Origin of the sequence: Curtobacterium sp. VKM Ac-1376 (assembly GCF_015351025.1) — a bacterium.
In the GTDB taxonomy this organism is placed as follows: domain Bacteria; phylum Actinomycetota; class Actinomycetes; order Actinomycetales; family Microbacteriaceae; genus Curtobacterium.
Window position 1 is genome coordinate 289,376 of the sequence record NZ_JADKRV010000003.1, and the last position, 25,899, is coordinate 315,274.

The window sequence follows — 25,899 nt, forward strand, 5'->3', positions numbered from 1 at the left end:
GCCGCATGTCCGACCAGCCCGAGTCGCGACGCACTGCAGCACGCCGGGGGTCCAGGGCCCGGGTCGTCTTGTGGGTCGTCCTCGCCCTCGTCCTTCTGTTGATCCTCGCCGTCGCCTGGGTGGGGGTGCGCGGCGTGCTCGCGAAGGGGCACCTCGAACGAGCCGTGGGTGATGTGGACACCCTGCGGTCGCAGCTGACCGACGGGGATGCGGCGGCGGTCCAGAAGACCGCGGCGCAGCTCGAAGACGAAGCTGGTTCGGCGCGCTCGCTCACCGGCGACCCGGTGTGGGGTGCGGCGCAGTACGTGCCCTTCTTCGGCGCCAACCTGCGCGCGGTGCGCGACGTTTCCGTCATCGTCGACGACGTGGCCCAGAACGCGGTCACGCCGGTCGCGGACGTGGTGGGTGAACTCGGGTCGGACTCGTTCGCGCCCAAGGACGGCAAGATCGATCTCCAGCCGATCGAGGACGCGCAGCCGTCGGTGGCGAAGGCGACGAAGACCCTCGCCGCCGCGCACAGGGACGCCGCGGCGATCGACGTCAGCGGCACCCTGTCGCCCGTGACCACGGCGGTCGGGAAATTGCGGAACGCACTTTCGACGGCATCCGCTCAAGCGGACACGGCGAACCGCATCGTGCAGCTCACGCCGGCCATGCTCGGCCACGACGGCGACCGGAACTACGTGCTGTTGTTCCAGAACAACGCTGAGTTGCGCGCGGGCGGGGGCATCCCGGGGGCCGTGGCGCTCCTCCAGGCCGAGGACGGCGCCATTCACCTGCAGAACCAGGCGGCTGGGTCGTCCTTCGGCCCGTACGACCAGCCGGTGCTGCCGCTGACCGCGGACACGCGGGGGCTCTACGGAGACATCACCGGCGAGTACATGCAGGACGTAACGCTGACACCGCGCTTCGACGTCTCGGCGAAGCTCGCTCAGGAGATGTGGAAGCAGCAGTACGGGCAGCAGGTCGATGGCGTCCTCGCGATGGACCCGGTGACGCTGAGTTACATCCTCAAGGCCACCGGTCCCGTGCAGCTGCCGACGGGCGACACCCTGACGTCCGACAACGCCGTCAAGCTGCTGCTCAGTGACGTGTACGCGAAGTACCCGGATCCGGTCGTGCAGGACGCGTTCTTCGCGTCCGCCGCCAGCGCCGTCTTCGACAAGGTGTCGAGCGGCGATTTCGACGAGACCAAGTTCATCTCGGCCCTGACCGAGAGCTCGGGCGAGGGGCGGTTGCGGATATGGAGCGCCGCCCAGTCCGAGCAGGCTCGGATCAGCGGGACGGCCGTGGCGGGAGAACTGCCGACGGCCTCCGCCGACACCCGTCAGTTCGGCGTGTACCTGAACGACGGCACTGGCTCGAAGATGGACTACTACCTCGAGAAGACGGTGTCGGTCGGCAGCTCGGTGTGCCGGAAGGACGGTCGACCGACCTCGGCGGTCGAGGTCACCCTGAAGAACACGGCGCCCGCCGACGCTGCGACGAGCCTGCCGGCCTACGTCACGGGTGGCGGCGACTTCGGCGTGGAGCCGGGCAAGATCAAGACGCTCGTCGCCGTCTACGCCCCGAAGGACTCCATCTTCCTGGGGGCCTCGAAGGACGGCAAGGCGACTGCGCTGCAGACTGCGACGGACGGCGACCACCCCGTTGCCCAGCTGCAGACCCTGCTCGCGCCAGGGGAGAGCCTGACCTTCCGGGTCGCGTTCCTCGGCAAGGCCGAGTTCGCCAACGCTGCAGTGCAGGCGAGCTCGACCCCGGGCGTTCGTCAGACCGAGGCTGAGCCGCTCACGTTCGAGTGTGAGCAGCCGACCGCGGCCGACTGACGTGAGAGTGAGTCAGAGGCGTCCCGTAAACGCGGTGCCCTGCCCCCACTCCGGGGGTGACAAGGCGTGGCTGTTCGGGCTCAAAGGCTCCGGACGGGACGGTCAGGCTTGCAGCCCCGATTCGCGCGGCGGCACTGACCAGGGATTTCGCAGTCAGCACAGCGAGTCGATGGTCCCCTGAGCTCCCTGCTGCCCCTCCTGGCGAAGGTGAACACGCCGCAGCGATCGGTCCAAATCCAGCCGATCTGGCACAAAGCTGTGAAAATCCGCTAGATTGAGGGAACTTCGCCAATCGCGCTTGCCATGTCCTGGTCGTGAGGTTGTCATCCGCGGAGGTGAGGCTCTGGAAACAGCGCCTGACGGACTACAACACATTCCATTAGGGGAAACCACATGAAGAAGCTCATCGCCGCAGTCGTCCTGGCTGGGGCTGCACTGCTCGCCACGCCCGCCGTTGCCAACGCTGCCGGCTACACGCCCGACTCCAACGTCACCGTTTCCGGCAACTACGTTGCCGGTGGCACCGCCGTCGTGAACTTCAGCGAGGGCGCGTTCCAGGACAACGAGACCGTCAACGTGCAGGTCACCGGTGCCGGTGCGGTCACGCTCGGCGCGCTGCCGACGACGACTGTCTCCGAGACCTACACGGCTTCGGAAGACGGCTCGCTCGTCGTCACCGTCACGTTCCCGCAGGGTGCCTCGGGCACCTACAACCTGACCGCCACCGGCGCGACCTCGGGCGTCGTCGGCTACGCGGCCTTCACCGTCGCCCCGGCTGACGCGACCACGGTCGTCTCGACCGACGGCACCGGCACGGACGGCACCCTCGCCTTCACCGGTTCGACCGTCTCCGCTCTGGCCATCTGGGTCGCCGGCGGCGCCGTCGTCCTCGGTGGTGGCCTCCTGCTGGTCCGCGGCTCGGTCCGTCGCCAGCGCGAGACCGTCTGAGTCTCGACAGACTGACCGAAGCCCCCGGAGCATCTGCTCCGGGGGCTTCGTCGTGTCTGGAGTCGTTGTCAGCTGCGTCAACGCCGAGCCGCCCGGCTGAGTAGCAGGACCCCCGCCACAGCCCCCACGAGGGCTCCGACGCCGTTCTCGACGACGTCGTCGAGGGTTGCGGTGCGGGCGGGCAGGAACAGCGCCTGACCAGTCTCGATGCACGCGCTGACGACGACTGCCGCTGCGAGGCCGGCCCACCACCACCGGGCGCTGGCGAGCAGCACCACGAGCAGGCAGAGCGGGACGACGAGCAGGCCGAGCGGGACGACGAAGACCACGTTGGCCAGGGACTCGACCGTGTCGTAGCCGAGGCGCCCGGGCAGGCCGTGGCTATGGGCCCCGCAGGGATCGCGCGCGCCAGCCACGGGCCGCCTGAGGCGTCCAAGGGGGGAGCCCCAGGACGCGTATGAGCACCACCGCGACGCCGTAGGCGACAGCCAGCCACGTCGCGAACCGACGGCTGCGCCAGGAGGCCGGGGCGCGGTCGTCGAGGCGGGGATTGTCGGAGGTCGCGTGCCGACGGTAGCGAGTCGTGCCTCCAGGCCGGATCCGCAGCTATCTCGTCCCTGAAGCGGCGATCCAGAAAACGAGTACCCCGATCACCGGGCTGTACCCCGGAAAGACGTCACACCACCCCGGAAATCCAGGCCTTGCTGATGGAGGGCATTGGCGGAACCCGTGAATCCACGGGCCTCGCTGGCGATCCACTCGGCACTTCTCGTAGCGTTCTGGTGTCAGCAGATGTACCCCGGATCGTGAAGGAGAGCGACATGAGCATCACCGTCAACAACGCGACGCAGGCCGAGGTCACCCTCGACACCGACACGGTGGACACCATCGCGATCCTCGAAGCCGACGCGGCGACGTCGTCCCGTCCCACCCGCGCCAAGGTCACCTGGGTGCAGGAAGACCAGGGGGAGTGGATCGCCGGCTACGGCGGGTACTTCGGCGGCAGCGTCGACAAGCGTGACGGCCGTTACGTCGCCTCCGACACCTTCGGCATGGTCGTCGGCGAGTTCGCCTCGCTGGAAGAAGCGCAGACGAAGCTCGAGGACCAGCTCCACGTGATGCTCCCGCCGGTCATCCGGCCGGTCGACTGACCATCACGGACACCAGCACCCCCGGCGCCGATCGCGGCGCCCGCACCACCCGGCACCACCGGCACCACGCAGCACGCAGCGCAGCACGAAGGAGCAGGACCATGAGCACGACCGTCGCCCACCGCCAGCAGGCCGAGGTGACCCTGGACACCCAGACGATCCAGGCCATCGCCGAGATCGAGGCCCAGGTCATTGCTCCCGTCGAAGTCGCGCGCGTGCACATCAGCTGGGCCCAGGCCGACAGCGGCCTGTGGGTCGCGAACTACGGCGGCTACTACGGCGGCACCGTCGACCGGCAGGGCGATCACTTCTTCGTGGCGGACACCTTCGGGCAGTACGTCGGGGACTTCCGGTCCCTGGACGAGGCGAAGGCGCGTCTGGCCGAGCGGCTGCACGTGCTGCTGCCGGATGTGATCCGTCCGACCGCCTGATCCGCTCCTGGACCACGAACCCCCGTCGGCTTGCCGGCGGGGGTTCTTCGTGTGCCGCCACCTCGGGCGTCGCCGCGGGAGTCAGGCGACCTGCAGGGCCGCGAAGACGACGGCGACCGTGAGCAGGGGGCTGATCACCCAGATCCACCAGGGGAAGATCTGAGCGCGCTTGACGGGGCGGGGCGCTCGGGGGTGCCGGGGTGGTACGCGTAGGACGAGTTCATGCGAGTCGAGGACACCTCGCTCGCGTCCGCAAGCGCATTGCGGGATTCGCCACCGACCGGGTCAGCGGTTGCGGTGTCCCGCAGCCCACCCGAGCACCACGACACCGATCAGCGCCCCGATCACGGCGCCGCTCGTGTTCGCGAGCACGTCGTCGAATGACGCGAACCGCGCCGGCAGGAACAGCGCTTGCCCCGCCTCGATCGCCGCGCTGACGACCAGGCCCGCGATCGCGCCCAGCCACCATCGCCGTGCCCCGGTCACGAGGACTACGAGCAACCCCAGGGGCACGAAGAACGCCACGTTCGCGGTGAACTCGAGGGCGGCGTACCCGAACCAGTCCGGCACCCCGACGCGGTGGGCCGCTTCGAGCACCCGGAGGATCCCCGGGTGCAGCCCCGCGTCGACGGGGGAGCCCGTGAACCCGACCAGCACCACCCCGACGCCGTAGACGACGATCAGCCAGGTCGCGATGCGCCTGCTCCGCGGCGTCGCGGACGCGGTCCGTGCACGGAAGGACGCGAGTACCAGGCACCCGAGCAGCAGCCCCACCGCCGACGCCGCCGCGAGCGACACCCACGTCGCGCCCGCCGACGAGCTCCGAGCGGCCACGATGCTCACGAGCACCCCGGTGCCGAGCGTCGCCCAGCCGACGGCCCGCCGGTCCGACGTCGGCACCGCCGCCGCCACGAGCGCGGGCAGCGGAGCGGTCGCCGCCGTCACGACCGTCGCGGTGACGAAGCCGTCCTCGACGGACAGGAGGCCGTGGCCGGCTCCGCGGAGCGCCGCCACGACCGCGTGGAACACCTCCACCCCCGTGCTCACGACCCAGGGCAGCGATGCGGCGGCCACCACGACGACCACTCCGGCGGCCAGCACGGACCGTGCGAGCGCGATCCGGGCGGGTGTGGTCACGTCGGCAGACGTTACCGTGCCGCGTCTCCACGTCGCGCCTGCACCACCGCCCGTTCTCGGCGACGCCACCGTCACGATCCGCGTCGGCATCGCCGCGGCCGACGACACCGGTCGCACCGTCGCCGGAACGCCCGTCACCCGCGACGCCCGCCACGGCCTGCTCACCGACGACCAGGGCACCGGCCTCACCGCCGCCCCGGCCCGGAACCCGGCCCACGGCACCGTGACGATCCAGCGTTCCGGCGCGTACGTCTACACGCCGGCCGCGGGTTTCACCGGCGAGGACACCTTCACCTACACGGTGACGGACGCCTCGGGGCAGAAAGCCACCGCGACCGCCACCATGACCGTGGTCGCCGCAGCGGTCGCCACCGATGACTCCGCCACCGGGATCGTCGGCCACCGGGTCGTCGTGGCCCCGCTCGACAACGACTCCGCCACCGGCGGGGCCGCCTTCGAACCGGGGACGCTCCAGCTGCTCGACCCGGAGTCGGGCAAGCCGGTGGACCGCGTGGTCGTCGTCGACGAGGGCACCTGGAGCATCCGCCACGCCAGGGTCCTCTTCACCCCCGAGAGCGGCTTCGCCGGAACCACCTTCGTCGGTTACATGGTTGCGGACAGCACGGGACAGACGGTCACGGCGGCCATCACCGTCACCTACCCGACCGGGATCGCCGCCATCGTCCACGGCACCCAGCTCGCCTTCACCGGCGTGACCGGCCTGGTCGGCCTCCGGCTCGCCGCCCTCGCCCTGCTGCTGACCGGCGTGCTGCTGGTGACCCGACGACGGATCGCGATCCGGATCGCGGGTGCGCCGGGCATCCGCCGGACCACGCGTCCGTAGCGCGCACCGGACGGGAGGCCCGGATCACCGCAGCAGACCCGCTGCGGTGATCCGGGCCTCCCGTCTGCGCGCGGGGCGCGAGCGCCTACGCGACGGGCGCGATGAGCTGCGGCCCGTCGTTGCGGACGCTGTTCACCGTGCGGGAGACCTCGTACTGCTCCAGGCCGGCAGCCACCGCCAGCGACTCGTGGTCCAGCAGGGACAGCAGGTCGTCGGTGTGCAGGTCACCGCCGAGCCAGTCGTCGTAGCCGTCGGGCGTCAGGAACGCGGGCATGCGGTCGTGCACCTCGCCCGGGGCGACGTGGGCGTCACGGGTGATGATCGCGAGCGACAGGCGCCACTTGTCCGGATCACCCTCGGGCTTCGTGGGGTCGGGCCAGGCGCTCACCACACCGGCCATCGCCAGGGCACCGCCCGGCTCGTGCACGAAATGGGGTTCCTTGCCGTCCTCGCGCACGACCCACTCGTAGTAGCCCTGGGCCGGCACGATGCAGCGGTTCGTGGCGAAGGCGCGCTTGAACATGCCGCTCGTGGCGACCGTCTCGATGCGGGCGTTGATCGGCTTCGGGCGCTGCTTCTGGAAGTCCTTCGCCCAGCTCGGCACGAAGCCCCAGCTGATCTGCGGCAGTTCGCGCTCGCCGTGGCGCTGGCGGACGGCGTACACGGGGTCGGTCGGGGCGACGTTCCAGCTCGGGGCGAGGCCGGGGCGCACCTCGCCGGTGTCCTCGTCGACGTGCTCCGTGCGCACAGCGAGCTCACCCATGAGCTCGGGCAACAGATCGGCCGTGGTGTCGGAGACGACGAACCTTCCACACATGCGCCCAGTGTGCCCGTCGCCGCCGACAGTGGTGCGCGTGTGGGTGTCCTGTTCCGCTCCGTGAGCAGAAGATGTCGGGTGCGGGCGAGGGACTCGACATCTTCTGCTCACTCGATGCGGGCTGCGGGCGTCTCGGGGACCGGGGCGAGGGCTTCGGCGGCCAGGCGTGCGCGTTCGGAGCGGCCGAGGCGGACGACGTACTCCGAGAGCACGAGCACGTAGCCCGCCATCCACAGCACGTGGAACCAACTCGCGTTCCCGAGGATGAACGCCGCGAGGACGGCGGCGACACCGGCTGCGACCACCGGAGCGACCCGGGCGAGTACGCCGATCATGCCGCGCCGCAGCAGGACCGTGTCGGTGCGGACGATGTCCCGGTGCTCCGGGATCGCCGCGATGCCGGACCACGCGGCGGCGCGACGGACGCGCGCCGGGTCGAGCACGTCCGTGACGTGTCGGCGGAAGACCTGCCAGCCGAGTGTGAACACCGGTCACTCCTCCGGCAGGGCGAGCTTGCTGCCGCGCCGGGTGCCCGGGCGGCCGCGGGGTGGCACGGGCGGGGGCATCGGCGGGAGCGCCTCGGCCTCGACGCGGAGCTGCTCCTGACGGCCGAGGGTGCGGAGCCCACCGATCCCGCTCGCGGCGCCGCTGATGGGCACGAGCAACCAGAACGCGGACAGCCCGACGAGCGGCTCACCCGCCGACACCGTGGCGACGTTGATGGTGATCGTGGCGAGCAGCGCGAGTGCCCAGCCACCGAGCAGCAGGTACCCGCGGAACGCTGCGCGGACGATCAGGTCGCGGGTCTCGGGCACGCGGTCGAGGACGGCGTCGCGGTGCTCCGGTGCGAGCGGGGGCGGGTTGCGGCGGTAGTAGCGAGCGACGGCTTCCTGCGTGCGCCAACCGATGCCGGGGATCGGGGGGACGCCCCACCCCTTGGGGCCGATGGGGACGAAGCACGCACCGAAGCAGCCGATGCCCGCCGCGAACAGCACCGATGCGATCAGCCACACCGCGAGGGGGACCGAACCGTCGTCGACGAGCAGCGCGAGGCCCTGCAGTCCGACGAACGCGACCACCGCGACGACGGCGCCGACGACCACGACGCGACGGCGGTACTGCGGCCCGACGAGTTCGGGAGCCCGCTCCCGGAACACCTGCCACCCGATCTTGAACACGCGTCATGTCTACCCGGCGCTGGGTGTCCGCGCGCTTTGCGTTCAGTGAGCAGAAGACGTCGGGTGCGGGCGGGCGAGTCGACACCTTCTGCTCACTCGATGCACGGCGCACCCGCCCCTGCCCCCGCCCGGACACGCCCGGGCGCTCCCCGCCCGGAGCCGCCGCACCCGTGACGTGGTGCTGCCGTTCAGGATTCGTCCAGGCGAGCGCGGTGACCTCGGAGCATGAGTCTCGACATCGTCTACACCGCCGCCGCCCACGCCACCGGGGGCGGCCGCGACGGGCACGTCCGCAGCGAGGACGACCGGCTCGACCTCGACACCCGTCCGCCCAAGGAGATGGGCGGCAGCGGCGAGGGCACCAACCCCGAGCAGCTCTTCGCCGCCGGGTACGCCGCGTGCTTCCTCGGCGCCCTGCACGCCGCCGGCAAGGAGCTCGACCTCGACACCACCGGCGCCGAGGTCTCCGCCGAGGTCGGCATCGGCGGCACCGGCAACGGGGGCTTCGGCCTCGCTGTGGAGCTCGACGTCTACGCCCCGGCCACCCCGCAGGAGCAGCGCCAGCGCCTGGCCGAGCGTGCGCACGAGATCTGCCCCTACTCGAACGCCACCCGCGGCAACATCACCGTCACGCTGTCGATCGTCGACTAGCGTGCCGCCGGTGGTCACCGACGCGACGCGCTGCCCCTGCCTGAGCGGCAACCCCTACGGCGAGTGCTGCGGCCCCCTGCACGCCGGGGCCGTGGCGCCGACCGCGGAGCGCCTCATGCGCTCCCGCTTCAGCGCGTTCGCGCTGGGCCTGCCGGAGTACCTGCTGCTCACCTGGCATCCGCGCACCCGCCCGGCGGACCTCGAGTTGGACCCGTCCCAGCGCTGGACCCGGTTGGACGTGCTGGCGACCACCTCGGGAGGCCCGTTCGACTCCCACGGGACCGTCACGTTCCGCGCGTGGTGGCGTTCGGACGACGAGCGCGGCACGCTCGAAGAGACGAGCGACTTCGTCCGTGAGCAGGGCCGCTGGTTCTACGTGGACGGCGTGGTCGCCTGACCGACACCGTCCTCGTTGTCGTTGCTGGGACTAGCGCCCGATGACCGCCAGCAGGCCGACCGCGGTGCGCATCGCCCGGCGGACCCGGGCCTCGTCGGGGAGCAGCTCGTCCTCGTCACCGGTCAGGAAGAACCGGATCTGCCCGATCGCCTGCTCGGTGAGCATGTCGAGGCCGTTGAGCACGCGGCCCCCGGCGTCGGTCCACCGGCTGGCGACCGCGGTCGGCCACGGCTCGTAGGCGACGTCGAACAGCACGGCGTCGGGCCCCGACGGACGGAACTCGAGCGGGTCGGCGGCACCACCCGGCAGCGTCGAGAGGACGAACCCGTGGTGGGTGTCGGCGAGTTCGGTCAACGGGTGTACTTCGAGTGTCACACCGAGCCGGACGGCCAGGTCGACCAGCGCGTGCGTCTTGGCGGTGTCGCGGACGAACACCCGGACGAGCGACGCCCCGAGCCGCACGGCAGCGGTCAGGGCGCTCGCCGCGGTGGCCCCGCCGCCCAAGATGGTGGCCTCGCCGGGCAGGTGTCCGAGCGCCGCGACCGGGCGCATCAGCCCCTGCACGTCGGTGTTCGCGCCGGCTCGCACGATCGTGGAGCCCTCGTGGCGGAACGCCACCGTGTTGGCGACCCCGAGCTCATCGACGAGCGGGGTCGTGCGGTCGAGCAGCGGCAGCACCTCGCGCTTGAGCGGCATGGTCAGGCTGAGCCCGCGCCATTCCGGACCCAGCCCCGCGACGAACGCGGCGAGCTCGCCGGACGCGACCTCGTGCCTCCCGTACGTGAAAGGCAGGCCGAGCGCGTCGTAGGCCGCTGCGTGGAGCGCGGGCGAGAGCGAGTGCGCGATGGGGGAGCCGAGCACCGCGAGGTGCGTGCGGCCGGGATCGGTGAACGCCACGGTCGCCAGCCTACCCAGGCGTGTTCCAGAGCAGGCTCTTAGGTTAGGCTACCCTTCGTGAACCGATCCTCCCTCCGTCTCCGACGCGTGCTCGCCGCTGCCGGCGCCGTCGTCGCTGCGTCCCTCGTCCTCGCCGGGTGCGCGTCCGGCTCCGACTCCTCGACGGACTCGTCGTCCTCAGGGTCGTCCGATGCCGCGTTCCCGGTCTCCATCACGACCGGCCTCGGCACCACGACCATCGAGTCGAAGCCGAAGCGCGTCGTCGCGCTCGGCTGGGGCGACGCCGAGACCGCCCTCGAGCTCGGCGTGCAGCCGGTCGGTGCGAGTGACTGGCTCGCCTTCGGCGGCGACGGTGTCGGGCCCTGGCTGAAGGGTGCGTACGACGAGTCGCCGAAGATCATCCAAACGCTCGAGCCCAGCTACGAGGACATCCTCAAGCTCGACCCCGACGTGATCCTCGACGTGAAGTCCTCGGGTGACAAGGAGCGGTACGACAAGCTCTCCGCGATCGCGCCGACCGTGGCGATCCCGAAGGGCGGCGAGAACTACCTCGCCTCGACCGAGCAGCAGACCACGATGATCGCGAAGGCGCTCGGCAAGGAGTCCGAGGGCAAGGAACTGCTCTCCGGCCTGGACGACGCCTACGCCGCTGCGCGCAAGGCGCACCCGGACTTCGACGGCAAGACCGCCGTCGTCGGTGCCTACAGCTCCGAGGGCTTCGGTGCGTACACGTCCACCGACAGCCGCTCGACCTTCATGCGGAACCTGGGCTTCGAGATCCCGAAGGCCATCGACCAGCAGGCCGGCAAGGAGTTCTCCGTGCACCTGTCCGACGAGAACCTCGACCTGCTCGACGCCGACCTGACGCTGATCCTGCCGATCTACGTCGAGGCGTCGAAGGCCGAGGCTGACCCGCTGTTCCAGAAGGTGCCGTCGGTCGAGGCCGGCCATTACATCGTGTTCGACGACCAGGACGTCTCGTCCGCGTTCTCGATGGGCACCACCGCTGCGATCGAGTGGGCGCTCGACAAGCTGCCCGCCCAGTTCGAGGACAAGCTCGGCTAAGGGCCGGACCGCCGTCCGCTGACCCGAGGTCGTCGCCCCACGGGTGCGGGGCCGACGCCAGGCCACCGCGGGAAGCGGCTTCCCGCTTCCCGTCACCCTGCCCGTCGCCCATCAGGTACGTCTGCGCAGGCACCGAGGCCTGCTCGAGGTCGTGGTGGTGGGTGACGGCGGCGGGGTTACGGCAGTTGTTGACCCGTCCGCCGATGGCTGCTGTGCGACGACCCGCCCCCGGCCGAAGGGCGGGCAGCAGCCGTGGTCGCCCGGCTGTTCGTGGTGCACGGGCCCCCGCGGTACGAGCTCACGAGCGGACCGTCGACACCGAGTCGGTGCGCGCGAGGAGCAGCTTCTCCAGCCGTTCGACGTCGCGGGGGTAGGTGCGGTAGAGCAGCGTGACGAAGGCTGCGTTCACCAGCATCAGCACACCCGGGATCCAGAACATGACCTGCTGCAGGCCGATGGCCTCGGCCAGCAGGCCGGCGACGAGGTTGAACAGTGCGTAGGCCAGCCCCTCGAAGACGGAGAGCATGAGCGCGAACGCGGCTCCGCGCAGCTCCGGCGGCACGACGGCGGCGACGATCGGACGGTTCACTCCCGGGTTGAGGCCCTGCATGAACCCCATCACGGCCCAGAACGCGGCGAAGATCCAGATCGAGCCCCAGTCGAACTGGGTCCCGACGAGAGCGACGACCCCGAAGCCGAGCTGCGCGAACTGCAGGACACCGATCCTGCCTGCGCGCGGGAAGCGGCGCTGCAGCGCGTCAGTGACGAGACCACCGCCGAAGGTCCCCACGAGGTACCCGATCCCGAACGGCAGCGTGACGATCGCGGCGACGGCGGTGTCGAAGCCGTACTCCTGGACGAGGAAGATGATGCCGAACGACGCGATCAGCAGGTGCCCGGAGATCAGGCGCTGGACGAGCATGAGGGTGAACGTCGGGATCGCGAACATCTGCCGCAGCTTCGCGCCGGTGATGCGCTCGTTCGCGGCCCGCTGTTCGGCGGTCATCATGCTCGTCGTCGGTTCGCTCGCGCCGAGGCCCGGATCCTTGAAGAAGAACAGCATGATCAGCGCGGTGAGGAAGGTCAGGCCGCCCCAGATGAAGAAGCCGTACCGCCACCCGTCTTCCACGTTGGCGAGCTGACCGATCAGCGGGCCCGCGATCGAACCGAGGAGCGAGATCGCGCCCCACGTGTACCCGGAGGCGCGGCCACGACTCTTCTCGTCGAAGAGGTCCGTGGTGATCTCGCTCACGATGGGCAGTGCGGCAGCGACGAACACGGCGGACAGGCCGTAGAAGATGATGATGTGGGTGTAGTCCTGCGAGAGACCGGTCAGCGCGGTCAGGATGCCGGTCATCGCGGTGGCGACCACGAACGTCATCTTCCGGTTCGTCTTCCGTGCCACGAACGCCCAGATGGGACCGAAGACGATGCTGACGAACTTGGCGATCGAGGTCAGGATGCCGACAGCGGCCAACGGCAGCGAGATCGCGGCGATGATGACCGGAGCCAGGGTGCTGAGGATGCTGCCTTCGTTGTTGTCCGCCCACAGCGGCGCGACGACGGCTGCGAGCCGCCGCCACCGCTTCGGGACGATGACGTTCGCGACCGGTGCCGCTTGTGCCGCAGTGGTGGCCGGCTGCTGAGACATGGGAACTCCTCGTTGAGATGTCTGGTGCTGGGGGTACGGGTGGGTGGGGCTGGTCGGACGGGTCTAGACGGCAGCGTCGAGCGCTGCGTCGATACGCCGGAGCGCGGCGGCACGCAGTGCCGGCGTGAACGGAGCGAGATCTAGGAGGGTCGATGATCCGGTCTGTGCCGCGATGCGGTCGACGACCGGGCCGAGAGCCTCCTCGAGCACGACCCGGGTCTCCGGTCGGCGCAGGAGCTCTGCGATCGGCGTGCGGACACCGGGACGATCTGCGGGGAACTCCTCGGGCGACGGGAGCGGTTCGAGTGCGGCGAGGTAGCGGTCGTGCTGGGCTCGGGCGAGCAGGTGGCCCGCGTCCGCAGGACCGGTCGCGGGGAGGCCGAGGCGCTCGTACTGCGACGGCGGCGCATCGTTCGCGCGCATCGCCTCCAGCAGCAGGCCGATCATCCGGAGCTCGATTTCGTCGTCGAGCAGTGGCCGTTCCTGTTCGGGATCGCGCTCGAGGTCGAACAGCACCGTCCCGAACGACCCCGGGTCGCCGAACGCCGATCCGGGTACACGCAGCAGGGGCACGTCGCGGGTGAAGTCGAATGCGGGGACGAGCTCGGCTGCGGTGAGTTCCCCGGGTGTGAAGCGGGAGTTCATGTGGGTCGGCATCAGCGTGTGCTCGTAGAGCGGTTGGTTCTGCTGGTCGGCCGCGGCACGCATGTAGACGTACCGGCCGTCCGTGACGTTCACATGGCCGCCGAACGAGCCGAACATCGCGCTGTCGTGCCCTCCCGCAGCCTCGCGGATGACGGGCAGGACCGAGCGGCCCTGCATGCGCTCGGTCCTGTCGACGCCGAACAGGTCCAGCAGCGTCGGCCCCAGGTCGATCGTCTGCACCAGCTCGTCGCTGGTGGTGCCGGCGACCTTGGACACCGGGTCCCAGATGAACAGCGGGGTGTGGATGTTCTCGTCGTACCAGGGCTGGATGTTCTTGCCCCACCATCCGTGCTCACCGAGCAGGAACCCGTGGTCGGTGCACACCATCAGGAGGGTGTCCTCCCAGAGGTCTTCCTCGTCGAACCGGTCGAGGATCCGGCCGAGGGACGCGTCGCACATCGACAGCAGTGCCGCGTACTCCTCCCGCGTCCGCTCGATGATCTCCGGCGCCTCGTCGGTGCGCTTGTAGTCGGGCCAGTCGGTGTTCGACGCACCCGGTTGGTCCAGCGACTCGTAGTGCCGGCGGTACTCCCGGTAGGAGAAGTACGGCTCGTGCGGGTCGAAGCACTCGATCTGCACCATCCAGGATTCCTCGCCCCGGTTGGTCGCCATGAACTCCAGTCCCGCGTCGACCGTGAGGGTCTGCGGGTGGTCGGCCTCGTTCTGCAGGTACTGCCGGTTGATCAGGTCCTGCCGCCAGAGCGCATGCCGGACTCGTCGCGTGCTGTCCGGGACATCGGGGTCCGCCACGTGACCCTTCCACGCGTCCCCCTCTTGCCCCCGGAAGAACTCGTAGGTGTCGAAGCGGTTGTGGTAGGTCGCGCCGCCGTCTTCCCAGTAGTGCGGGTGATCCGTGACCAGGTGCGTGTACACGCCGTTCTCGGACAGCAGCTCCGGCACGGAGTCGTCGAAGGGCTCCAGCGGACCCCAGGAGCGGTGCAGGAAGTTCGGTCGTCCGGTGTGCAGTTCACGACGGGCCGGCATGCACGGCATGCTGCCCGCGTAGCAGTTCTCGAACCGCACCGTGCGCTGCGCCAGGCGCGCGAAGTTCGGCGCGTGGACCCAGTCGGCGCCGTAGGGCGGGAGGAACTTGCGGTTCAGGCTGTCGAACAGCACCATCACGGCTCGCATCTGGCGATCGTAACCTACTGAGTGCTCAGTAGGTTAGCCGGGTCGCGGAAATGTTCCCCACGGCGAGCACGTCTCACCGGCGGTAGGGCTCCAGCAGGCTCACGAACATGCGCACCGACTCGTGGCGGTTCACCGAACCGGGATTGAGGAGCTGCTGCAGACGCAGACCGTCAGCGAGGCCGATGAGCCACTGACCGACCGTTGCAACGGTGATCCCGTCAGGGAGCTTCGACGGATCGATGAGCGTCGACAACTCGTCCGCCGCTTCCTGGGCGGCCGAGCGGTAACGCTCCACGAACCAGTCGTGCGCCGGGTGCTCCTGCGCGATGCTCTCGGCGGAGAGCAGCGCGAACAACTGCACGAGAGCGGGCTGCTCCTCGTTCTGCTCGAGGCGTTCCAGGTAGGTCTCGAGCCAGTTCCTCCCCGCGCCCCGGAGTGCCTGGTCCGCGTCCTGGTTGCGCGATTCCCGCTCTTGCAACACGGCGATGAGGAGCGCGTTCTTCGTGCCGAAGTGGTGCAGGAGCCCGGCGGTCGTGATCCCGACCTCGGCAGCCAGGTCGGCGACGCTGACGTTCGTGAACCCGCGCTGGGCGAACAGTCGAAGGGCCACGTCCAGGATCTGTCGCCGGCGTTGCTCACCGTGCGGACGTGTCGGCCGACCGGCTGGACCTGAAGGCAATTGCTAGGCCCCGACGGTGGAGCCGAGCAGTGCGAAGAGCAGGGCGATGAGGGGCAGGGTGCCCTGCTTGAAGGCCGAGTTGACGTACTTGCGCCCCGTCCCGAGCAGGATCACCGCAGCGCCGAGCATGCTCGCGGTCGAGAACACCACGAGGGTCCAGCCGCTCACGGTGTTGCCGGCCAGGACGAGCACGACGCCGAGGATCGCGCCGATCGCCAGGAACAGGTTGTAGAAGCCCTGGTTGAAGGCGAGTGAGCGGGTCGCCACGGCCTCGGTCTCGGTGGCGATGCCGAAGACCCGGCGCGCTCGCGGACTGGTCCAGATGACCGATTCGAGGAAGAAGATGTACACGTGGACGAGGCCCGCGAGGACCGCACAGACACCCGAGATCACCAGCAGGACCGACATGTGCTCATTCTCGCAGCAGTGGTCGGGGTTCTGCTGCGCGTCCGTGGGTAGGCTCGGGGCATGAGCGACGACGTCACCCCGCCCGTGCCCGACGCGACGGCGATCGCCGAACTCCAGAGCATCCGGCAGAGCATCGACAACATCGACGCCGCCGTGATCCACATGCTCGCCGAGCGTTTCAAGTACACGCAGCGGGTGGGACACCTGAAGGCCGCATCGGGCATGCCGGCTGCTGATCCCGATCGTGAGCGGATCCAGGTGGCACGGCTCCGGTCGCTCGCCGCCGACTCGCACCTCGACCCCGCTTTCGCCGAGAAGTTCCTCAACTTCATCGTCGCCGAGGTCATCCACCACCACGAGCGCATCGCGGGTCGCGACGAGATCGCCGGTCCCGACGAGATCGCCGGTCCCGACGCATGAGCGTCGAGCTGCCGACCCTGCTCATCGGGTCGTACACCGCGACGGGCGGCGGCAACGCCACCGGGATCTCGCTGGTCGACGACGGTGTTGCCCGGACCGTCGCCGTGCTGGACGACCCCTCGTTCCTCGCTGTCTCGGGTGACCGCGTCTACGCCGTGTCCGAGACGACCGACGGCAGGGTCTCCGCGTTCCGGGTGCAGGGCGGCGCGCTCGAGCACCTGTGGGACGCCCCGTCCGGCGGCGATGCACCGTGCCACGTGCGGGTCGATCCCTCCGGCGCGCTCGTCGTCACGAACTACGTGTCGGGTACCGTCACGGCGATCTCACTCGCGGCGGCCGAGTCGCACGCCGCCTCGCTGACCGCCAGCGACGGCGTCGTCCTGCACGGTGACGCCGACCATCGCTCCGTCCCCACCGAAGCGGTCGCCGTCGCGGTGCTGCCGTACGCCACCGGTCCGGATGAGGACCGCCAGGACGCCCCGCACGCCCACCAGTCCGTCGCCACTCCGGACGGCACGGTCCTGGTCGCCGACCTCGGCGGCGATGCCCTGCACGAGTTCCGGATCGCCGTCTCTGCCGACGGGGTGCCGACCATCGAGCCGCTCCGCGTGCACCACGTACCCGCGGGGACCGGCCCGCGGCACATGGCCTGGTTCGAGGGTGACCTCATCGTCGCCGGCGAGCTCGACGGCCGCGTGCACCGGCTCCGCCGCGACGAGTCCGAGGCGTTCGTGACGATCGCCGCCGTGCCGGCGTTCGACGGTGCGGTCGGGGAGTCCCTGCTCAGCCACATCGAGGTCGACGACGACGGCCGCGTGTACGTCGCCGTTCGGGGGCATGACCTGCTCGTCGTGCTCGACGCGCGCGACGGCGGACTGTCCGTCGTCGGGTCCGTGCCCTGCGGTGGGGTCTGGCCGCGGCACTTCGTGCGGGTGCCCGGGTACGTCCTGGTGGCGAACCAGATGTCCGACGCCGTCGCCGTGCTGCCGCTCGACGCCGAGGGCCTGCCCGGCGAAGCCGTCGCCCAGATCCCGGTCGGCACCCCGACCTGCGTCGTCCCGCTCTGACGTCGGGGTGTTCGCGCCTGCATGACGCAGGCGTGTTCGTGCCTGCGTGACGCCGGCGTGTTCGTGTGACGCCCCGAAGTCGTCGAGACGCCACCGAATTCTGCGGCGTCTCGACGACACTGCGGCGTGCGAGCGACACGACGGCGTCTGGACAACGCCGCGACGTCGGGACGGACGAGACGCCGGCGTGTTCGGAGCCGCAGCGCGCTAGAACTCGATCAGGTTCTCGAACGGACGACCCTCTGCCAGCGCGGCGACCTGCTTGCGCATCAGCTCGATCGACCGCGGCACGCTCAGGTCCGTGTTGCCGCCGACGTGCGGCGTGAGCACGGTGTTCGGCGTGGTCCACAGCGCGTGCCCGGCGGGCAGGGGCTCCGGGTCGGTGACGTCCAGCGCCGCGAACAGGCGCTCCGCCAGCAGCTCGGCGACCAGGGCGTCGGTGTCGATGACCTTGCCGCGCGCGACGTTCACCACGAGGGCGCCGTCCGGCAGCGCCGCGAGGAGCTCGGCGTCGACCAGGCGTTCGGTCTCGGCGGTGAGCGGTGCGATGAGCACGAGCACGTCGGTCGTGGGAGCCAGCTCGGGCAGCTCACCGAACGCGTGCACGTGTCGGCCGTCCTGCTCGCGAGCGGTCCGGGCGACCACGGTCACCTCGGTGCGGAACGCCTCGAACCGAGTGGCGATCGCGGACCCGATCGCGCCGTAGCCGACGACGGTCACCCGGCGGTCGGCGAGCGATCGGGTCTCGCGGGAGTCCCAGACCCCGTTGGAACGGTCGACCTGGAACGCCGAGATCTCACGGAGCGAGGTCAGCGCGAGGCCGACCGCGAGCTCGGCGGTCTCGTCGTCGTGGATGCCGCGTCCGTTCGCCAGCTGCGCGTGCCCGGGCACGTGCGGGATCGCGTGCTCGTACCCGGCGCTCGGCAGCTGCAGCAGCTGGAGCTCCGGCAGGTCGTGCACGAACTGCCAGCGGTGCCGTCCCTCGAAGTAGAACGGCAGGAACGTGATCGCGACGTCGTCCGGGCGACCGTACGGCGACTCGACGTCCCAGACGTCCAGCTCGATGCCGTCCGGCACGGGTCCGAACCGGTCGACGAGCTCGGCGAAGGGCAGGGTGACGATCGGCATCCGTGCGCCGGGCCTAGGCGTCCGTGCGCGGCGAGAAGGCACCGTCGGAGTCGAGTGGGCCGCGGCCCACGTACCCCTCGGTGACGTCCTCGACGATCACGTCGCCGAAGCGGGCCGGCAGCGTCGCGCCGTGCGTGCCGCGGAGTTCGTCGACCGTGGCCTCGAACGAACCCTGGACCTCGAGCGTGTTCGACGTCGCGTCGGTCACGCCGATGCGCAGCACCGGGAATCCACGGCCGGTGCACATGCCCTGGAACCGGACGTCGTCCTCGCGCCGGACGGTCACGATGACACGGCCCGTCGACTCGGAGAACAGCGCCGTCGCGGTGTCGATGCTGTCGCGGGTCTCGAGCTCGTCGAGGACCACACGGGCGCCGATGCCGAAGCGCAGCACGGACTCGGCGAGCGACTGCCCGAGCCCGCCGTCGGCGAGGTCGTGTGCGCTGGTGAGCAGCTGCTCGCCGGACGCCGCGTACAGCAGCTCGGCGAGGGCCTTCTCACGCTGGAGGTCGACCGCCGGCGGGCGACCGCCGAGGTGCCCGTGCACCGTGCCGGCCCAGGCGGACCCGTCGAGCTCGAGGCTCGTGGTGCCGAGCAGGTAGATGTTGTGGCCGTCGTCCTGCCATCCCGACGGCACGCGCTTGGCGACGTCGTCGATGATGCCGAGCACGCCGACGACGGGCGTCGGGTGGATCGGGGTCGTGCCGGTCTGGTTGTAGAACGACACGTTGCCGCCGGTGACCGGGATGCCGAGCTCCATGCAGCCGTCGGCCAGCCCCTCGACCGCCTCGGAGAACTGCCACATGACCTCGGGGTTCTCGGGGGAGCCGAAGTTCAGGCAGTCGGTGACGGCGGCGGGGACGGCACCGGTGACGGCGACGTTGCGGTACGCCTCTGCCAGCGCCAGACGGGCACCCTGCTTCGGGTCGAGCTGGCAGAACCGGCCGTTCGCGTCGGTGGCGATCGCGACGCCGAGCCCGGTCTCCTCGTCGACACGGATCATGCCGCCGTCGTCGGGGAACGAGAGCGCGGTGTTGCCGAGCACGTAGGTGTCGTACTGGTTCGTGACCCAGTTCTTCGACGCCAGGTTCGGCGAACCGAGCAGGCTGAGGAACTGCGCCTTGAGCGCGGGCCCCTCGGAGGGACGGTCGAGCGAAGCGGCGGAGTCCGCCTGCAGCGCGTCGATCCAGGTCGGGTACGCGACCGGGCGGTCGTAGACCGGGCCGTCGACGGCGACCGTGCGCGGGTCGACGTTCACGATCTCCTCGCCCTGCCAGTCGATGACGAGCCGGCCGGTGCCGGTGACCTCGCCGAGCACGCTGGTCTCGACCTCCCACTTGCCGACGACCGCCAGGAACTCGTCGAGCTTGTCGGGGCGGACGACCGCCATCATGCGCTCCTGGCTCTCCGACATCAGGATCTCTTCGGCGGTGAGCGTGGGGTCGCGGAGCAGGACGTCGTCGAGCGAGATGTGCATGCCGCCGTCGCCGTTGCTCGCGAGCTCGGAGGTGGCGCAGGAGATGCCGGCGGCACCGAGGTCCTGGATGCCCTCGACCAGGTCCTGCTGGAACAGCTCGAGGCAGCACTCGATCAGGACCTTCTCGGCGAAGGGGTCACCGACCTGCACGGCGGGACGCTTGGTCGGCCCGCCCTCGGTGAAGGTGTCGGACGCCAGGATCGATGCACCACCGATGCCGTCACCACCGGTGCGGGCACCGAACAGGACGACCTTGTTGCCGGTACCGGACGCGTTCGCCAGGTGCAGGTCCTCGTGCCGCAGGACACCGACCGCGAGCGCGTTGACCAGCGGGTTGCCCTGGTACACCGGGTCGAAGTAGGTCTCACCGCCGATGTTCGGCAGGCCGAGGCAGTTGCCGTAGAACGAGATGCCGCCGACGACGCCGTGCACGATGCGCGCGGTGTCCTCGTGGTCGATGGCGCCGAAGCGGAGCTGGTCCATCACGGCGACCGGACGGGCACCCATCGAGATGATGTCGCGGACGATGCCGCCGACCCCGGTGGCCGCGCCCTGGTACGGCTCGACGTAGGACGGGTGGTTGTGCGACTCGACCTTGAAGGTCACCGCCCAGCCGTTGCCGACGTCGACGACACCGGCGTTCTCGCCCATGCCGACCATCAGGTTCTTCGTCATCTCCGGCGTGACCTTCTTGCCGAACTGACGGAGGTAGTTCTTCGAGGACTTGTACGAGCAGTGCTCGCTCCACATCACCGAGTACATCGCCAGCTCGCCCGAGGTGGGGCGGCGGCCGAGAATCTCCCTGATCCGGGCGTACTCGTCCGGCTTCAAGCCCAGCGCGTCGTACGGCTGTTCCTTGTCGGGGGTGGCCGCCGCGTCCTGCACGGTGTCGGGCTTCGGGCGCACGAAAGTCGTCACGGTGTTGTTGTTCCCTGTCACTTGACGAGCGTCGACTCGATCACGGAGGTGAAGAAGGTCAGGCCGTCCGTGCCGGAGGCCATGGCAGCGGGGGTGTCCGGGCCGAAGCCCGCCTCGGTCGCGTGCTCGGGGTGCGGCATCAGGCCGACGACGTTGCCGCGCTCGTTCGAGACGCCCGCGATGTCGTCGATGGATCCGTTCGGGTTCACGCCGACGTAACGGAACACGACCTGGCCGTTGTCCTCGATGCGCTTGATCTCGTCGGCGTCCGCCACGAAGCGGCCGTCGGCGTTCTTCAGCGGGATCGTGATCTCCTGCTCCGCGGTGAACCCGGAGGTCCAGGCGGTCGAGGTGGTCTCGACGCGGAGCTTCTGGTCGCGGCGGATGAACTGCTGGTGCGCATTGCGCGTGTGTGCGCCGGGCACCAGGCGGGCCTCGGCCAGCATCTGGAAGCCGTTGCAGATGCCGAGCACGGGCATGCCCTTGCCGGCGGCGTCGATGACCTCGGACATGATCGGCGCCTTCGCGGCGATCGCACCGGCACGCAGGTAGTCACCGTAGGAGAAGCCACCGGGGAGCACGATGGCGTCGACGCCCTGCAGGTCGTGGTCGCCGTGCCAGAGGGCTACGGGGTCGGCGCCGGCGAGACGGACCGCGCGCTGGGCGTCGCGGTCGTCGAGCGAGCCCGGGAAGGTGATGACGCCGATGCGCATCCGGGTCACTGGCCTTCTACGGTCACGGACACGACGTCCTCGATGACCGCGTTGGAGAAGACGTCGGCGGCGATGTCGCGGACCTCGGCCAGCTTGGCGGGGCGCCCGGTCGGCACGCCCGCCTCGGCCATGATCCGCTTGGCGAAGGCCTTCGAGCCCTCCAGCTGCGCGGCCGCCTTGCCGGGGCCGAACACCGCGATGCCACGGGTGCGGAGCGGGTCGGCCACGCCGGCGATGAGTGGCGCTTCCGGGCCCACGACCACGAGCTCGATGTCGTTCTCGATCGCGTACTCGGCGACCAGTGCGCCGTTGGTGGGGTCGAGCGAGACGGTCTCGACGTCGGCGGCGATGCCCGCGTTGCCGGGCGCTGCCGTGATGACGTGACCGGCCTGCTCAGGGCCGGTCCGTTCAGCGAGGAGGGCCGTGATGATCGCGTGCTCGCGGGCACCGGAACCGAGGACGAGGATTCGCACCCGATCACCCTACCCAGCCCGACTCGTCGCCCGCGATGCGCGGGCTAGCCTGTGGAGATGCCACCCAGGAGGATCGAGGACGCCGACGGACGCGCTGCGCTGGCCGCGGTGCGGCGGGGGGAGACCGCCCGACCGGCCCTTGCGACGGCGGTGCGGTGGACGCTGCAGTGCCTGGCGGACGAAGTGCCGGGCAACAGCGTCGAGGTCCGGGTGCCGCCGTTCGCCGCCGTCCAGGCGGTCCCGGGCCCTCGGCACACCCGTGGGACGCCGCCGAACGTCGTCGAGACGGACGCGACGACGTGGCTGGCGCTCGCGAGCGGTGCGCTGACCTGGGCCGAGGCGGTCGCGCAGTCGCGCGTCAGTGCCTCCGGCTCGCGGGCGGACCTGACGGCGTTCCTGCCGGTCCGCCTGCCAGCACCCGGCAGCTGACCCACGGTCACGCGAATTAGGTAGTCCCTACCGATGCGCGCGCATGAACCGGGTTCCTAAGCTTGAAGTCGCCGGGATTCGGACCCGACCCGAACGGGTCCGAACCCGGCGACAGGGACCAAGGTACGCGATGTTCCACACAACGTGCCAATCGGGGCGGCGCGTCGTGCTGCAATCCGCAACGCTCGCACGTGCTCCGGTTCAGAGCAGTTCGGCGAGCTCGGATCGTGCGTGCAGGTCCCACTTCGCGAACACCCGGGACACGTGCGCGTCGATGGTCCGGGTGGAGAGCCCGAGCGTCTCGGCGATCCGCCGGTTGCTCAGCCCCTGGGCGGCCAGTTCGGCCACCTCGTACTCGCGCTTCGTCAGCGCCGGCTTCGAGCGCCCGGCCGACACCGAGACCCCGTGCGAGGCGAGCACCCCCTGCGCCGCGATCACGCGGGTGCGGTCGTCGGCCTGCACGGCGTCGGCGTACTCCACGATCGCGGCGGCGAGCGGCCCGTCGACCCGGCTCGCGGCCTCGCGCATCCGCTCGAGTGAAGCCGACGTGTCCCGCCCGTTCAGGACGCCCACCGCGTAGTGCAGCGCGTGTCCGTACATGACGTGCGTCCACGAGCCGTTCGCCGTGCTGCGCGCGATGATCTCGTCGGCGTGCTGCAACCCGGCGGGGTTGCCGAGCACGGCCTCGGTCCACGCGATCGTCACGGCGACCTGTTCGCCGGTGATCCGCATCGCCCGCCGCGGCGTGGCCCGGGCACGGTCGAGGGCGCGGGTGGCCGCCTCCGCGTGGCCGGCGTAGGCGTGGGCCAGCGCCAGGCGCGCCCAGGGGTACACGGCGAACCCACCGTGGTCGGCGATGTCGTACCGCTCGCACGCCGCCGAGAACGCCGCGATGGCGTCGTCCCACCGGCGCTGCCCGATGGCCAGGTTGCCCTGGCCGATGAGTTCGAGGGTGAAGTCGTACTTCAGGTACGGGCTGGACCGCCCTGCCGGTACCTCGATGACCAGGTCGTCCATGTCGCCACGCCACACCTGGGTCTGGTGCAGCACCGACGAGTTCTCCCCGACGCTCCACGGGGCGTCCTCGACGTGTGCCACGGCGGTCGCCAGGGCGCGCCGACCGAGCGCTGCCGCGTCGTCGAGCCGCCCAGCGGTCGCGAGCGCCATCACGGCGCAGGGTGCGACGGTCAGGAACGACATCGGGATCGTCGGCGCGTGCACGATCCCGCTGCGTTCGATCTCGGCGCGGACCTCGGTGAAGTCGCCGCCCCACCCGAGGTGCCCCATGCGCAGCATGCGCAGGCGCTCGACGGCTCCGTCCGACGTCACGAGGCGCGCGGCTGCGTCCGTCAGCGCCACGGCGGCCGCGAGGTCGTCGTCGTGGAACTGCCGGATGTTCGCAAGGGTCTCGCACGCCTCGATGACGGCCTCGTCGGTGACGTCGCCGTGGTGTCCCACCGCGGCCCAGGCGGCCTCGGCATCGGCGCGGCCGGCCTCACGACCCTCGGAGTACGAGTGCGCCAGCGAGCGGAGGCAGAACGCCGCGACCTGCTCGGTGGGTGTGAGCTCGGTGCGGAGCGCGGCCGAGGCGAGGGCGACGGCGCTCTCGTGCTCCTGCAGCCGCACCGCCACCTGTGCGGCGTCGAGCAGCTGGTCCACCGACGGCAGCACCCCGCACTCGAGCGACCAGAGCGCTGCACGCAGGCGGGCGGTGGGCGGAGCGCCCTCCGGGCGGTCGGTGCGGAAGGCGTTCGCTCGGGCGAACAGCGCGGTGCGCCGGGCGACCGGCACCAGGGTCCGGATGACCTCACCGACCAGCGGGTGCGACGGCCGGACCACCGCGGCGCCGTCGTCGAGGGCGTCGATGCGGACGAGACCGAGCGCGACGACCCGGTCGACGTCGCCGCCGGTCACCAGCCCGAGCAACCGGGCGAGCGGGATCGGGTCGGCCAGCGCGACGATGTCCACGACGTCGCGGAGGTCCTCCGGCAGTGACCCGAGCTCGGTGCGGTACATGTCGGCGAGGCTGGCCGATGCCGTCACCCGGCCTCGCCAGTACCATCCGGTCGCCGTGTGGTCGAGGGCGCCGGACGCCCGGGCCGCCCGGACGACCTCGCGCAGGTACAGCGGGTTCCCGGCGGTGGCGCGGTGGACGCGCTCGGCCGAGGCGTTCTCGAGCGGGGACCCGAGCGCCTCGGCCACGAGTGCGGCGGTCTCGTGCAGTGCGAGCGGGCGGAGGTCGATGCGCTCGAGCAGGTCGTCCTGCCACAGCGCGCGGAGGGGTTCGGGGAGTGCCGTGAAGTCGCGACAGGTCAGGACGACCCGGGCGCCCTGCCGGCGCACGAGCCAGGCGACGTACCGCGCGGAGATCGCGTCGAGGTGGTCGGCGTCGTCCACGCGCAGCAGCACGTCACGGTCGGCGAGGTCCGCGATCGCGCGGAGACGCTCCTCGGCGCTGACGTCGTCGGACAGCTCGGAGATCGAGGCCGGCAGCTCGCCGAACCGCTCGGCGATCGCACCGAAGGGCATCGATCGGCTGGCGGCGACCGCGGTGATCGGCACGACCACCGTGCGCCCGGTTCCGTCACGCCCGGCGACGCGGTCGGTGACCCGGGCTGCAGCCGTGCTCTTGCCGAGACCGGGAGCGCCGACGAGCGCCACGCTCCACCGGTGCTCGGCGACGACGGAGACCGCGCGGTCCTCCTCTGCACGCTGCACCACGGGCCAGGCGATGCGAGCGGGGGAGCTCGTCCGACGGGCACGGTTCGTTGCGGTCCGTTCCTGCATCCGACGCACCTCCTCCGCTTGGGATACCAACCAGTAGCGACCATCCTCTCCCGGAACGGCCGTCCCGCACAGGCCGCGGGACGTCCCACAGTGGGGGACAATGGAGGGGTGAGCAACACCGATCAACCCGACGAGCAGCCGGTCCCCGCGCCCGCACCTGCACCCAGTGCGGTCTCGTCCCCCGACGAGGTCACCATCCGCCGTGCCCCGAAGTTCGGCGTGTTCATCGTCGGTGGCGCCGTGCTCGGGTTCCTCGCGACCCTCGTCGTCGTCGCCCTCACCATGAACATCGGCGGCCAGCGGGACGAGACCGGCTTCGGCAGCCTGGTGGGGTACTTCAGCCTGTGGGGAGTGACGATCGGCGCCTTCGTCGGCGCGGTCGTCGCGGTCGTGTTCGACCGGGTCTACGCCCGCCGTTCGGCCCGCCTGACGGCGGAGCGCGTCGAGGTCGAACTGCCACCCGAGACGGTCGACGGCGAGATCGACGACCACGGCGACCAGCGGCCGTAGCCGCTTCCGTTCTCCGGACTGGAGGCCCGTTGCCAGCTGGCAACGGGCCTCCAGTCCGTCG

Annotated in this window: 26 protein-coding genes and 1 pseudogene; 12 read left to right on the plus strand and 15 right to left on the minus strand. The window is 70.6% G+C overall.

What is annotated here, in order from left to right; genetic code table 11:
* Positions 1–5 precede the first annotated feature (5 nt).
* Complete coding sequence (locus tag ITJ56_RS06190; protein ID WP_194628747.1) at positions 6–1,826, plus strand: DUF4012 domain-containing protein; 1,821 nt, start codon at positions 6–8, stop codon at positions 1,824–1,826.
* A 393-nt stretch (positions 1,827–2,219) separates the two neighbouring features.
* Positions 2,220–2,774 carry a sortase gene (locus tag ITJ56_RS06195; protein WP_194628749.1) on the plus strand — a complete coding sequence of 185 codons (555 nt, stop codon included), beginning with the start codon at positions 2,220–2,222 and terminating at the stop codon, positions 2,772–2,774.
* A gap of 77 nt (positions 2,775–2,851) precedes the next feature.
* Here ITJ56_RS06195 and ITJ56_RS06200 read toward each other — a convergent pair whose 3' ends face one another.
* A complete protein-coding gene (locus ITJ56_RS06200; RefSeq protein ID WP_194628750.1) occupies positions 2,852–3,190 on the minus strand; it encodes a VanZ family protein in 339 nt (112 codons plus the stop codon).
* A 405-nt stretch (positions 3,191–3,595) separates the two neighbouring features.
* Here ITJ56_RS06200 and ITJ56_RS06205 point away from each other — a divergent pair, with 405 nt between their 5' ends.
* A complete protein-coding gene (locus ITJ56_RS06205; RefSeq protein WP_194628752.1) occupies positions 3,596–3,925 on the plus strand; it encodes a hypothetical protein in 330 nt (109 codons plus the stop codon).
* A 101-nt stretch (positions 3,926–4,026) separates the two neighbouring features.
* Complete coding sequence (locus tag ITJ56_RS06210; protein WP_228517236.1) at positions 4,027–4,356, plus strand: hypothetical protein; 330 nt, start codon at positions 4,027–4,029, stop codon at positions 4,354–4,356.
* A 285-nt stretch (positions 4,357–4,641) separates the two neighbouring features.
* On the opposite strand, the gene ITJ56_RS06215 is transcribed toward ITJ56_RS06210, so the two are convergent.
* The gene (locus ITJ56_RS06215; RefSeq protein ID WP_194628755.1) at positions 4,642–5,493 is read right to left on the minus strand and encodes a VanZ family protein; all 852 of its coding nucleotides are present in this window, start codon (positions 5,491–5,493) and stop codon (positions 4,642–4,644) included.
* Between the two features lie 16 nt (positions 5,494–5,509).
* On the opposite strand from ITJ56_RS06215, the gene ITJ56_RS06220 reads away from it, so the two are divergent.
* Positions 5,510–6,337, plus strand: a complete 828-nt coding sequence (locus ITJ56_RS06220) for an Ig-like domain-containing protein (protein WP_194628757.1) — start codon at positions 5,510–5,512, stop codon at positions 6,335–6,337.
* 85 nt (positions 6,338–6,422) lie between these two features.
* On the opposite strand, the gene ITJ56_RS06225 is transcribed toward ITJ56_RS06220, so the two are convergent.
* From ITJ56_RS06225 to ITJ56_RS06235, 3 genes are all read right to left on the minus strand, one after another.
* Entirely contained in the window at positions 6,423–7,154 is a 732-nt protein-coding gene (locus ITJ56_RS06225; RefSeq protein WP_194628759.1) for an SOS response-associated peptidase, read from the minus strand.
* A 107-nt stretch (positions 7,155–7,261) separates the two neighbouring features.
* Positions 7,262–7,642: a hypothetical protein gene (locus tag ITJ56_RS06230; protein ID WP_194628761.1), complete on the minus strand. Its 381-nt coding sequence runs from the start codon at positions 7,640–7,642 to the stop codon at positions 7,262–7,264.
* Positions 7,643–7,645: 3 nt separating this feature from the next.
* Positions 7,646–8,332, minus strand: a complete 687-nt coding sequence (locus tag ITJ56_RS06235) for a hypothetical protein (RefSeq protein WP_194628763.1) — start codon at positions 8,330–8,332, stop codon at positions 7,646–7,648.
* 225 nt (positions 8,333–8,557) lie between these two features.
* Between ITJ56_RS06235 and ITJ56_RS06240 the strand changes: the two genes are divergently transcribed.
* Positions 8,558–8,983 (plus strand): organic hydroperoxide resistance protein, encoded by a 426-nt coding sequence (locus ITJ56_RS06240; RefSeq protein WP_194628765.1) that lies wholly within the window; start codon positions 8,558–8,560, stop codon positions 8,981–8,983.
* A gap of 10 nt (positions 8,984–8,993) precedes the next feature.
* Entirely contained in the window at positions 8,994–9,380 is a 387-nt protein-coding gene (locus tag ITJ56_RS06245) for a YchJ family protein (protein ID WP_194628767.1), read from the plus strand.
* Between the two features lie 30 nt (positions 9,381–9,410).
* Here ITJ56_RS06245 and ITJ56_RS06250 read toward each other — a convergent pair whose 3' ends face one another.
* Positions 9,411–10,277 (minus strand): shikimate dehydrogenase family protein, encoded by an 867-nt coding sequence (locus ITJ56_RS06250; RefSeq protein WP_194628769.1) that lies wholly within the window; start codon positions 10,275–10,277, stop codon positions 9,411–9,413.
* Positions 10,278–10,334: 57 nt separating this feature from the next.
* Between ITJ56_RS06250 and ITJ56_RS06255 the strand changes: the two genes are divergently transcribed.
* Positions 10,335–11,342, plus strand: coding sequence for an iron-siderophore ABC transporter substrate-binding protein (locus ITJ56_RS06255; RefSeq protein WP_323749732.1), 1,008 nt, complete (start codon positions 10,335–10,337; stop codon positions 11,340–11,342).
* A 298-nt stretch (positions 11,343–11,640) separates the two neighbouring features.
* On the opposite strand, the gene ITJ56_RS06260 is transcribed toward ITJ56_RS06255, so the two are convergent.
* The 4 genes from ITJ56_RS06260 to ITJ56_RS06275 form a co-directional block, all read right to left on the minus strand.
* Positions 11,641–12,993, minus strand: a complete 1,353-nt coding sequence (locus tag ITJ56_RS06260) for an MFS transporter (protein ID WP_194628771.1) — start codon at positions 12,991–12,993, stop codon at positions 11,641–11,643.
* Between the two features lie 63 nt (positions 12,994–13,056).
* Positions 13,057–14,829, minus strand: coding sequence for a sulfatase-like hydrolase/transferase (locus tag ITJ56_RS06265; protein WP_194628773.1), 1,773 nt, complete (start codon positions 14,827–14,829; stop codon positions 13,057–13,059).
* Positions 14,830–14,902: 73 nt separating this feature from the next.
* Positions 14,903–15,439, minus strand: coding sequence for a TetR/AcrR family transcriptional regulator (locus ITJ56_RS06270; RefSeq protein ID WP_194628775.1), 537 nt, complete (start codon positions 15,437–15,439; stop codon positions 14,903–14,905).
* Between the two features lie 72 nt (positions 15,440–15,511).
* Complete coding sequence (locus ITJ56_RS06275; RefSeq protein ID WP_194628777.1) at positions 15,512–15,916, minus strand: DUF1304 domain-containing protein; 405 nt, start codon at positions 15,914–15,916, stop codon at positions 15,512–15,514.
* A 60-nt stretch (positions 15,917–15,976) separates the two neighbouring features.
* Here ITJ56_RS06275 and ITJ56_RS06280 point away from each other — a divergent pair, with 60 nt between their 5' ends.
* Both ITJ56_RS06280 and ITJ56_RS06285 read left to right on the plus strand, forming a co-directional pair.
* Entirely contained in the window at positions 15,977–16,336 is a 360-nt protein-coding gene (locus tag ITJ56_RS06280; RefSeq protein ID WP_194628778.1) for a chorismate mutase, read from the plus strand.
* Positions 16,333–17,403: a lactonase family protein gene (locus ITJ56_RS06285; protein WP_194628781.1), complete on the plus strand. Its 1,071-nt coding sequence runs from the start codon at positions 16,333–16,335 to the stop codon at positions 17,401–17,403. The genes ITJ56_RS06280 and ITJ56_RS06285 overlap by 4 nt, the downstream gene beginning before the upstream one ends.
* A 207-nt stretch (positions 17,404–17,610) precedes the next feature.
* On the opposite strand, the gene ITJ56_RS06290 is transcribed toward ITJ56_RS06285, so the two are convergent.
* From ITJ56_RS06290 to ITJ56_RS06305, 4 genes and pseudogenes are all read right to left on the minus strand, one after another.
* A complete protein-coding gene (locus tag ITJ56_RS06290; protein ID WP_194628783.1) occupies positions 17,611–18,531 on the minus strand; it encodes a 2-hydroxyacid dehydrogenase in 921 nt (306 codons plus the stop codon).
* A gap of 13 nt (positions 18,532–18,544) precedes the next feature.
* Positions 18,545–20,926: a phosphoribosylformylglycinamidine synthase subunit PurL gene (gene purL / locus ITJ56_RS06295; protein WP_323749733.1), complete on the minus strand. Its 2,382-nt coding sequence runs from the start codon at positions 20,924–20,926 to the stop codon at positions 18,545–18,547.
* Positions 20,927–20,943: 17 nt separating this feature from the next.
* On the minus strand, positions 20,944–21,639 hold the full coding sequence (purQ, locus tag ITJ56_RS06300; RefSeq protein WP_194628964.1) for a phosphoribosylformylglycinamidine synthase subunit PurQ: 696 nt from the start codon (positions 21,637–21,639) through the stop codon (positions 20,944–20,946).
* 71 nt (positions 21,640–21,710) lie between these two features.
* Positions 21,711–22,112 (minus strand): annotated as a pseudogene (locus ITJ56_RS06305) (phosphoribosylamine--glycine ligase); the annotation flags it as partial.
* A 57-nt stretch (positions 22,113–22,169) separates the two neighbouring features.
* On the opposite strand from ITJ56_RS06305, the gene ITJ56_RS06310 reads away from it, so the two are divergent.
* Complete coding sequence (locus ITJ56_RS06310; RefSeq protein ID WP_194628787.1) at positions 22,170–22,541, plus strand: sterol carrier family protein; 372 nt, start codon at positions 22,170–22,172, stop codon at positions 22,539–22,541.
* 201 nt (positions 22,542–22,742) lie between these two features.
* Here the strand turns inward: ITJ56_RS06310 and ITJ56_RS06315 are convergent, their stop codons facing one another.
* A complete protein-coding gene (locus tag ITJ56_RS06315) occupies positions 22,743–25,328 on the minus strand; it encodes a helix-turn-helix transcriptional regulator (protein WP_194628789.1) in 2,586 nt (861 codons plus the stop codon).
* Positions 25,329–25,436: 108 nt separating this feature from the next.
* Here ITJ56_RS06315 and ITJ56_RS06320 point away from each other — a divergent pair, with 108 nt between their 5' ends.
* Positions 25,437–25,838, plus strand: a complete 402-nt coding sequence (locus tag ITJ56_RS06320; protein WP_194628791.1) for a hypothetical protein — start codon at positions 25,437–25,439, stop codon at positions 25,836–25,838.
* Positions 25,839–25,899 lie beyond the last annotated feature (61 nt).

Coding starts and splice junctions, on each gene's coding strand:
- ITJ56_RS06190 (WP_194628747.1), top strand. CDS start 6: ATGTCCGACCAGCCCGAGTCGCGACGCACTGCAGCACGCCGGGGGTCC.
- ITJ56_RS06195 (WP_194628749.1), top strand. CDS start 2,220: ATGAAGAAGCTCATCGCCGCAGTCGTCCTGGCTGGGGCTGCACTGCTC.
- ITJ56_RS06205 (WP_194628752.1), top strand. CDS start 3,596: ATGAGCATCACCGTCAACAACGCGACGCAGGCCGAGGTCACCCTCGAC.
- ITJ56_RS06210 (WP_228517236.1), top strand. CDS start 4,027: ATGAGCACGACCGTCGCCCACCGCCAGCAGGCCGAGGTGACCCTGGAC.
- ITJ56_RS06225 (WP_194628759.1), bottom strand. CDS start 7,154: ATGTGTGGAAGGTTCGTCGTCTCCGACACCACGGCCGATCTGTTGCCC.
- ITJ56_RS06240 (WP_194628765.1), top strand. CDS start 8,558: ATGAGTCTCGACATCGTCTACACCGCCGCCGCCCACGCCACCGGGGGC.
- ITJ56_RS06260 (WP_194628771.1), bottom strand. CDS start 12,993: ATGTCTCAGCAGCCGGCCACCACTGCGGCACAAGCGGCACCGGTCGCG.
- ITJ56_RS06265 (WP_194628773.1), bottom strand. CDS start 14,829: ATGCGAGCCGTGATGGTGCTGTTCGACAGCCTGAACCGCAAGTTCCTC.
- ITJ56_RS06275 (WP_194628777.1), bottom strand. CDS start 15,916: ATGTCGGTCCTGCTGGTGATCTCGGGTGTCTGTGCGGTCCTCGCGGGC.
- ITJ56_RS06280 (WP_194628778.1), top strand. CDS start 15,977: ATGAGCGACGACGTCACCCCGCCCGTGCCCGACGCGACGGCGATCGCC.
- ITJ56_RS06285 (WP_194628781.1), top strand. CDS start 16,333: ATGAGCGTCGAGCTGCCGACCCTGCTCATCGGGTCGTACACCGCGACG.
- ITJ56_RS06290 (WP_194628783.1), bottom strand. CDS start 18,531: ATGCCGATCGTCACCCTGCCCTTCGCCGAGCTCGTCGACCGGTTCGGA.
- purQ (WP_194628964.1), bottom strand. CDS start 21,639: ATGCGCATCGGCGTCATCACCTTCCCGGGCTCGCTCGACGACCGCGAC.
- ITJ56_RS06310 (WP_194628787.1), top strand. CDS start 22,170: ATGCCACCCAGGAGGATCGAGGACGCCGACGGACGCGCTGCGCTGGCC.
- ITJ56_RS06315 (WP_194628789.1), bottom strand. CDS start 25,328: ATGCAGGAACGGACCGCAACGAACCGTGCCCGTCGGACGAGCTCCCCC.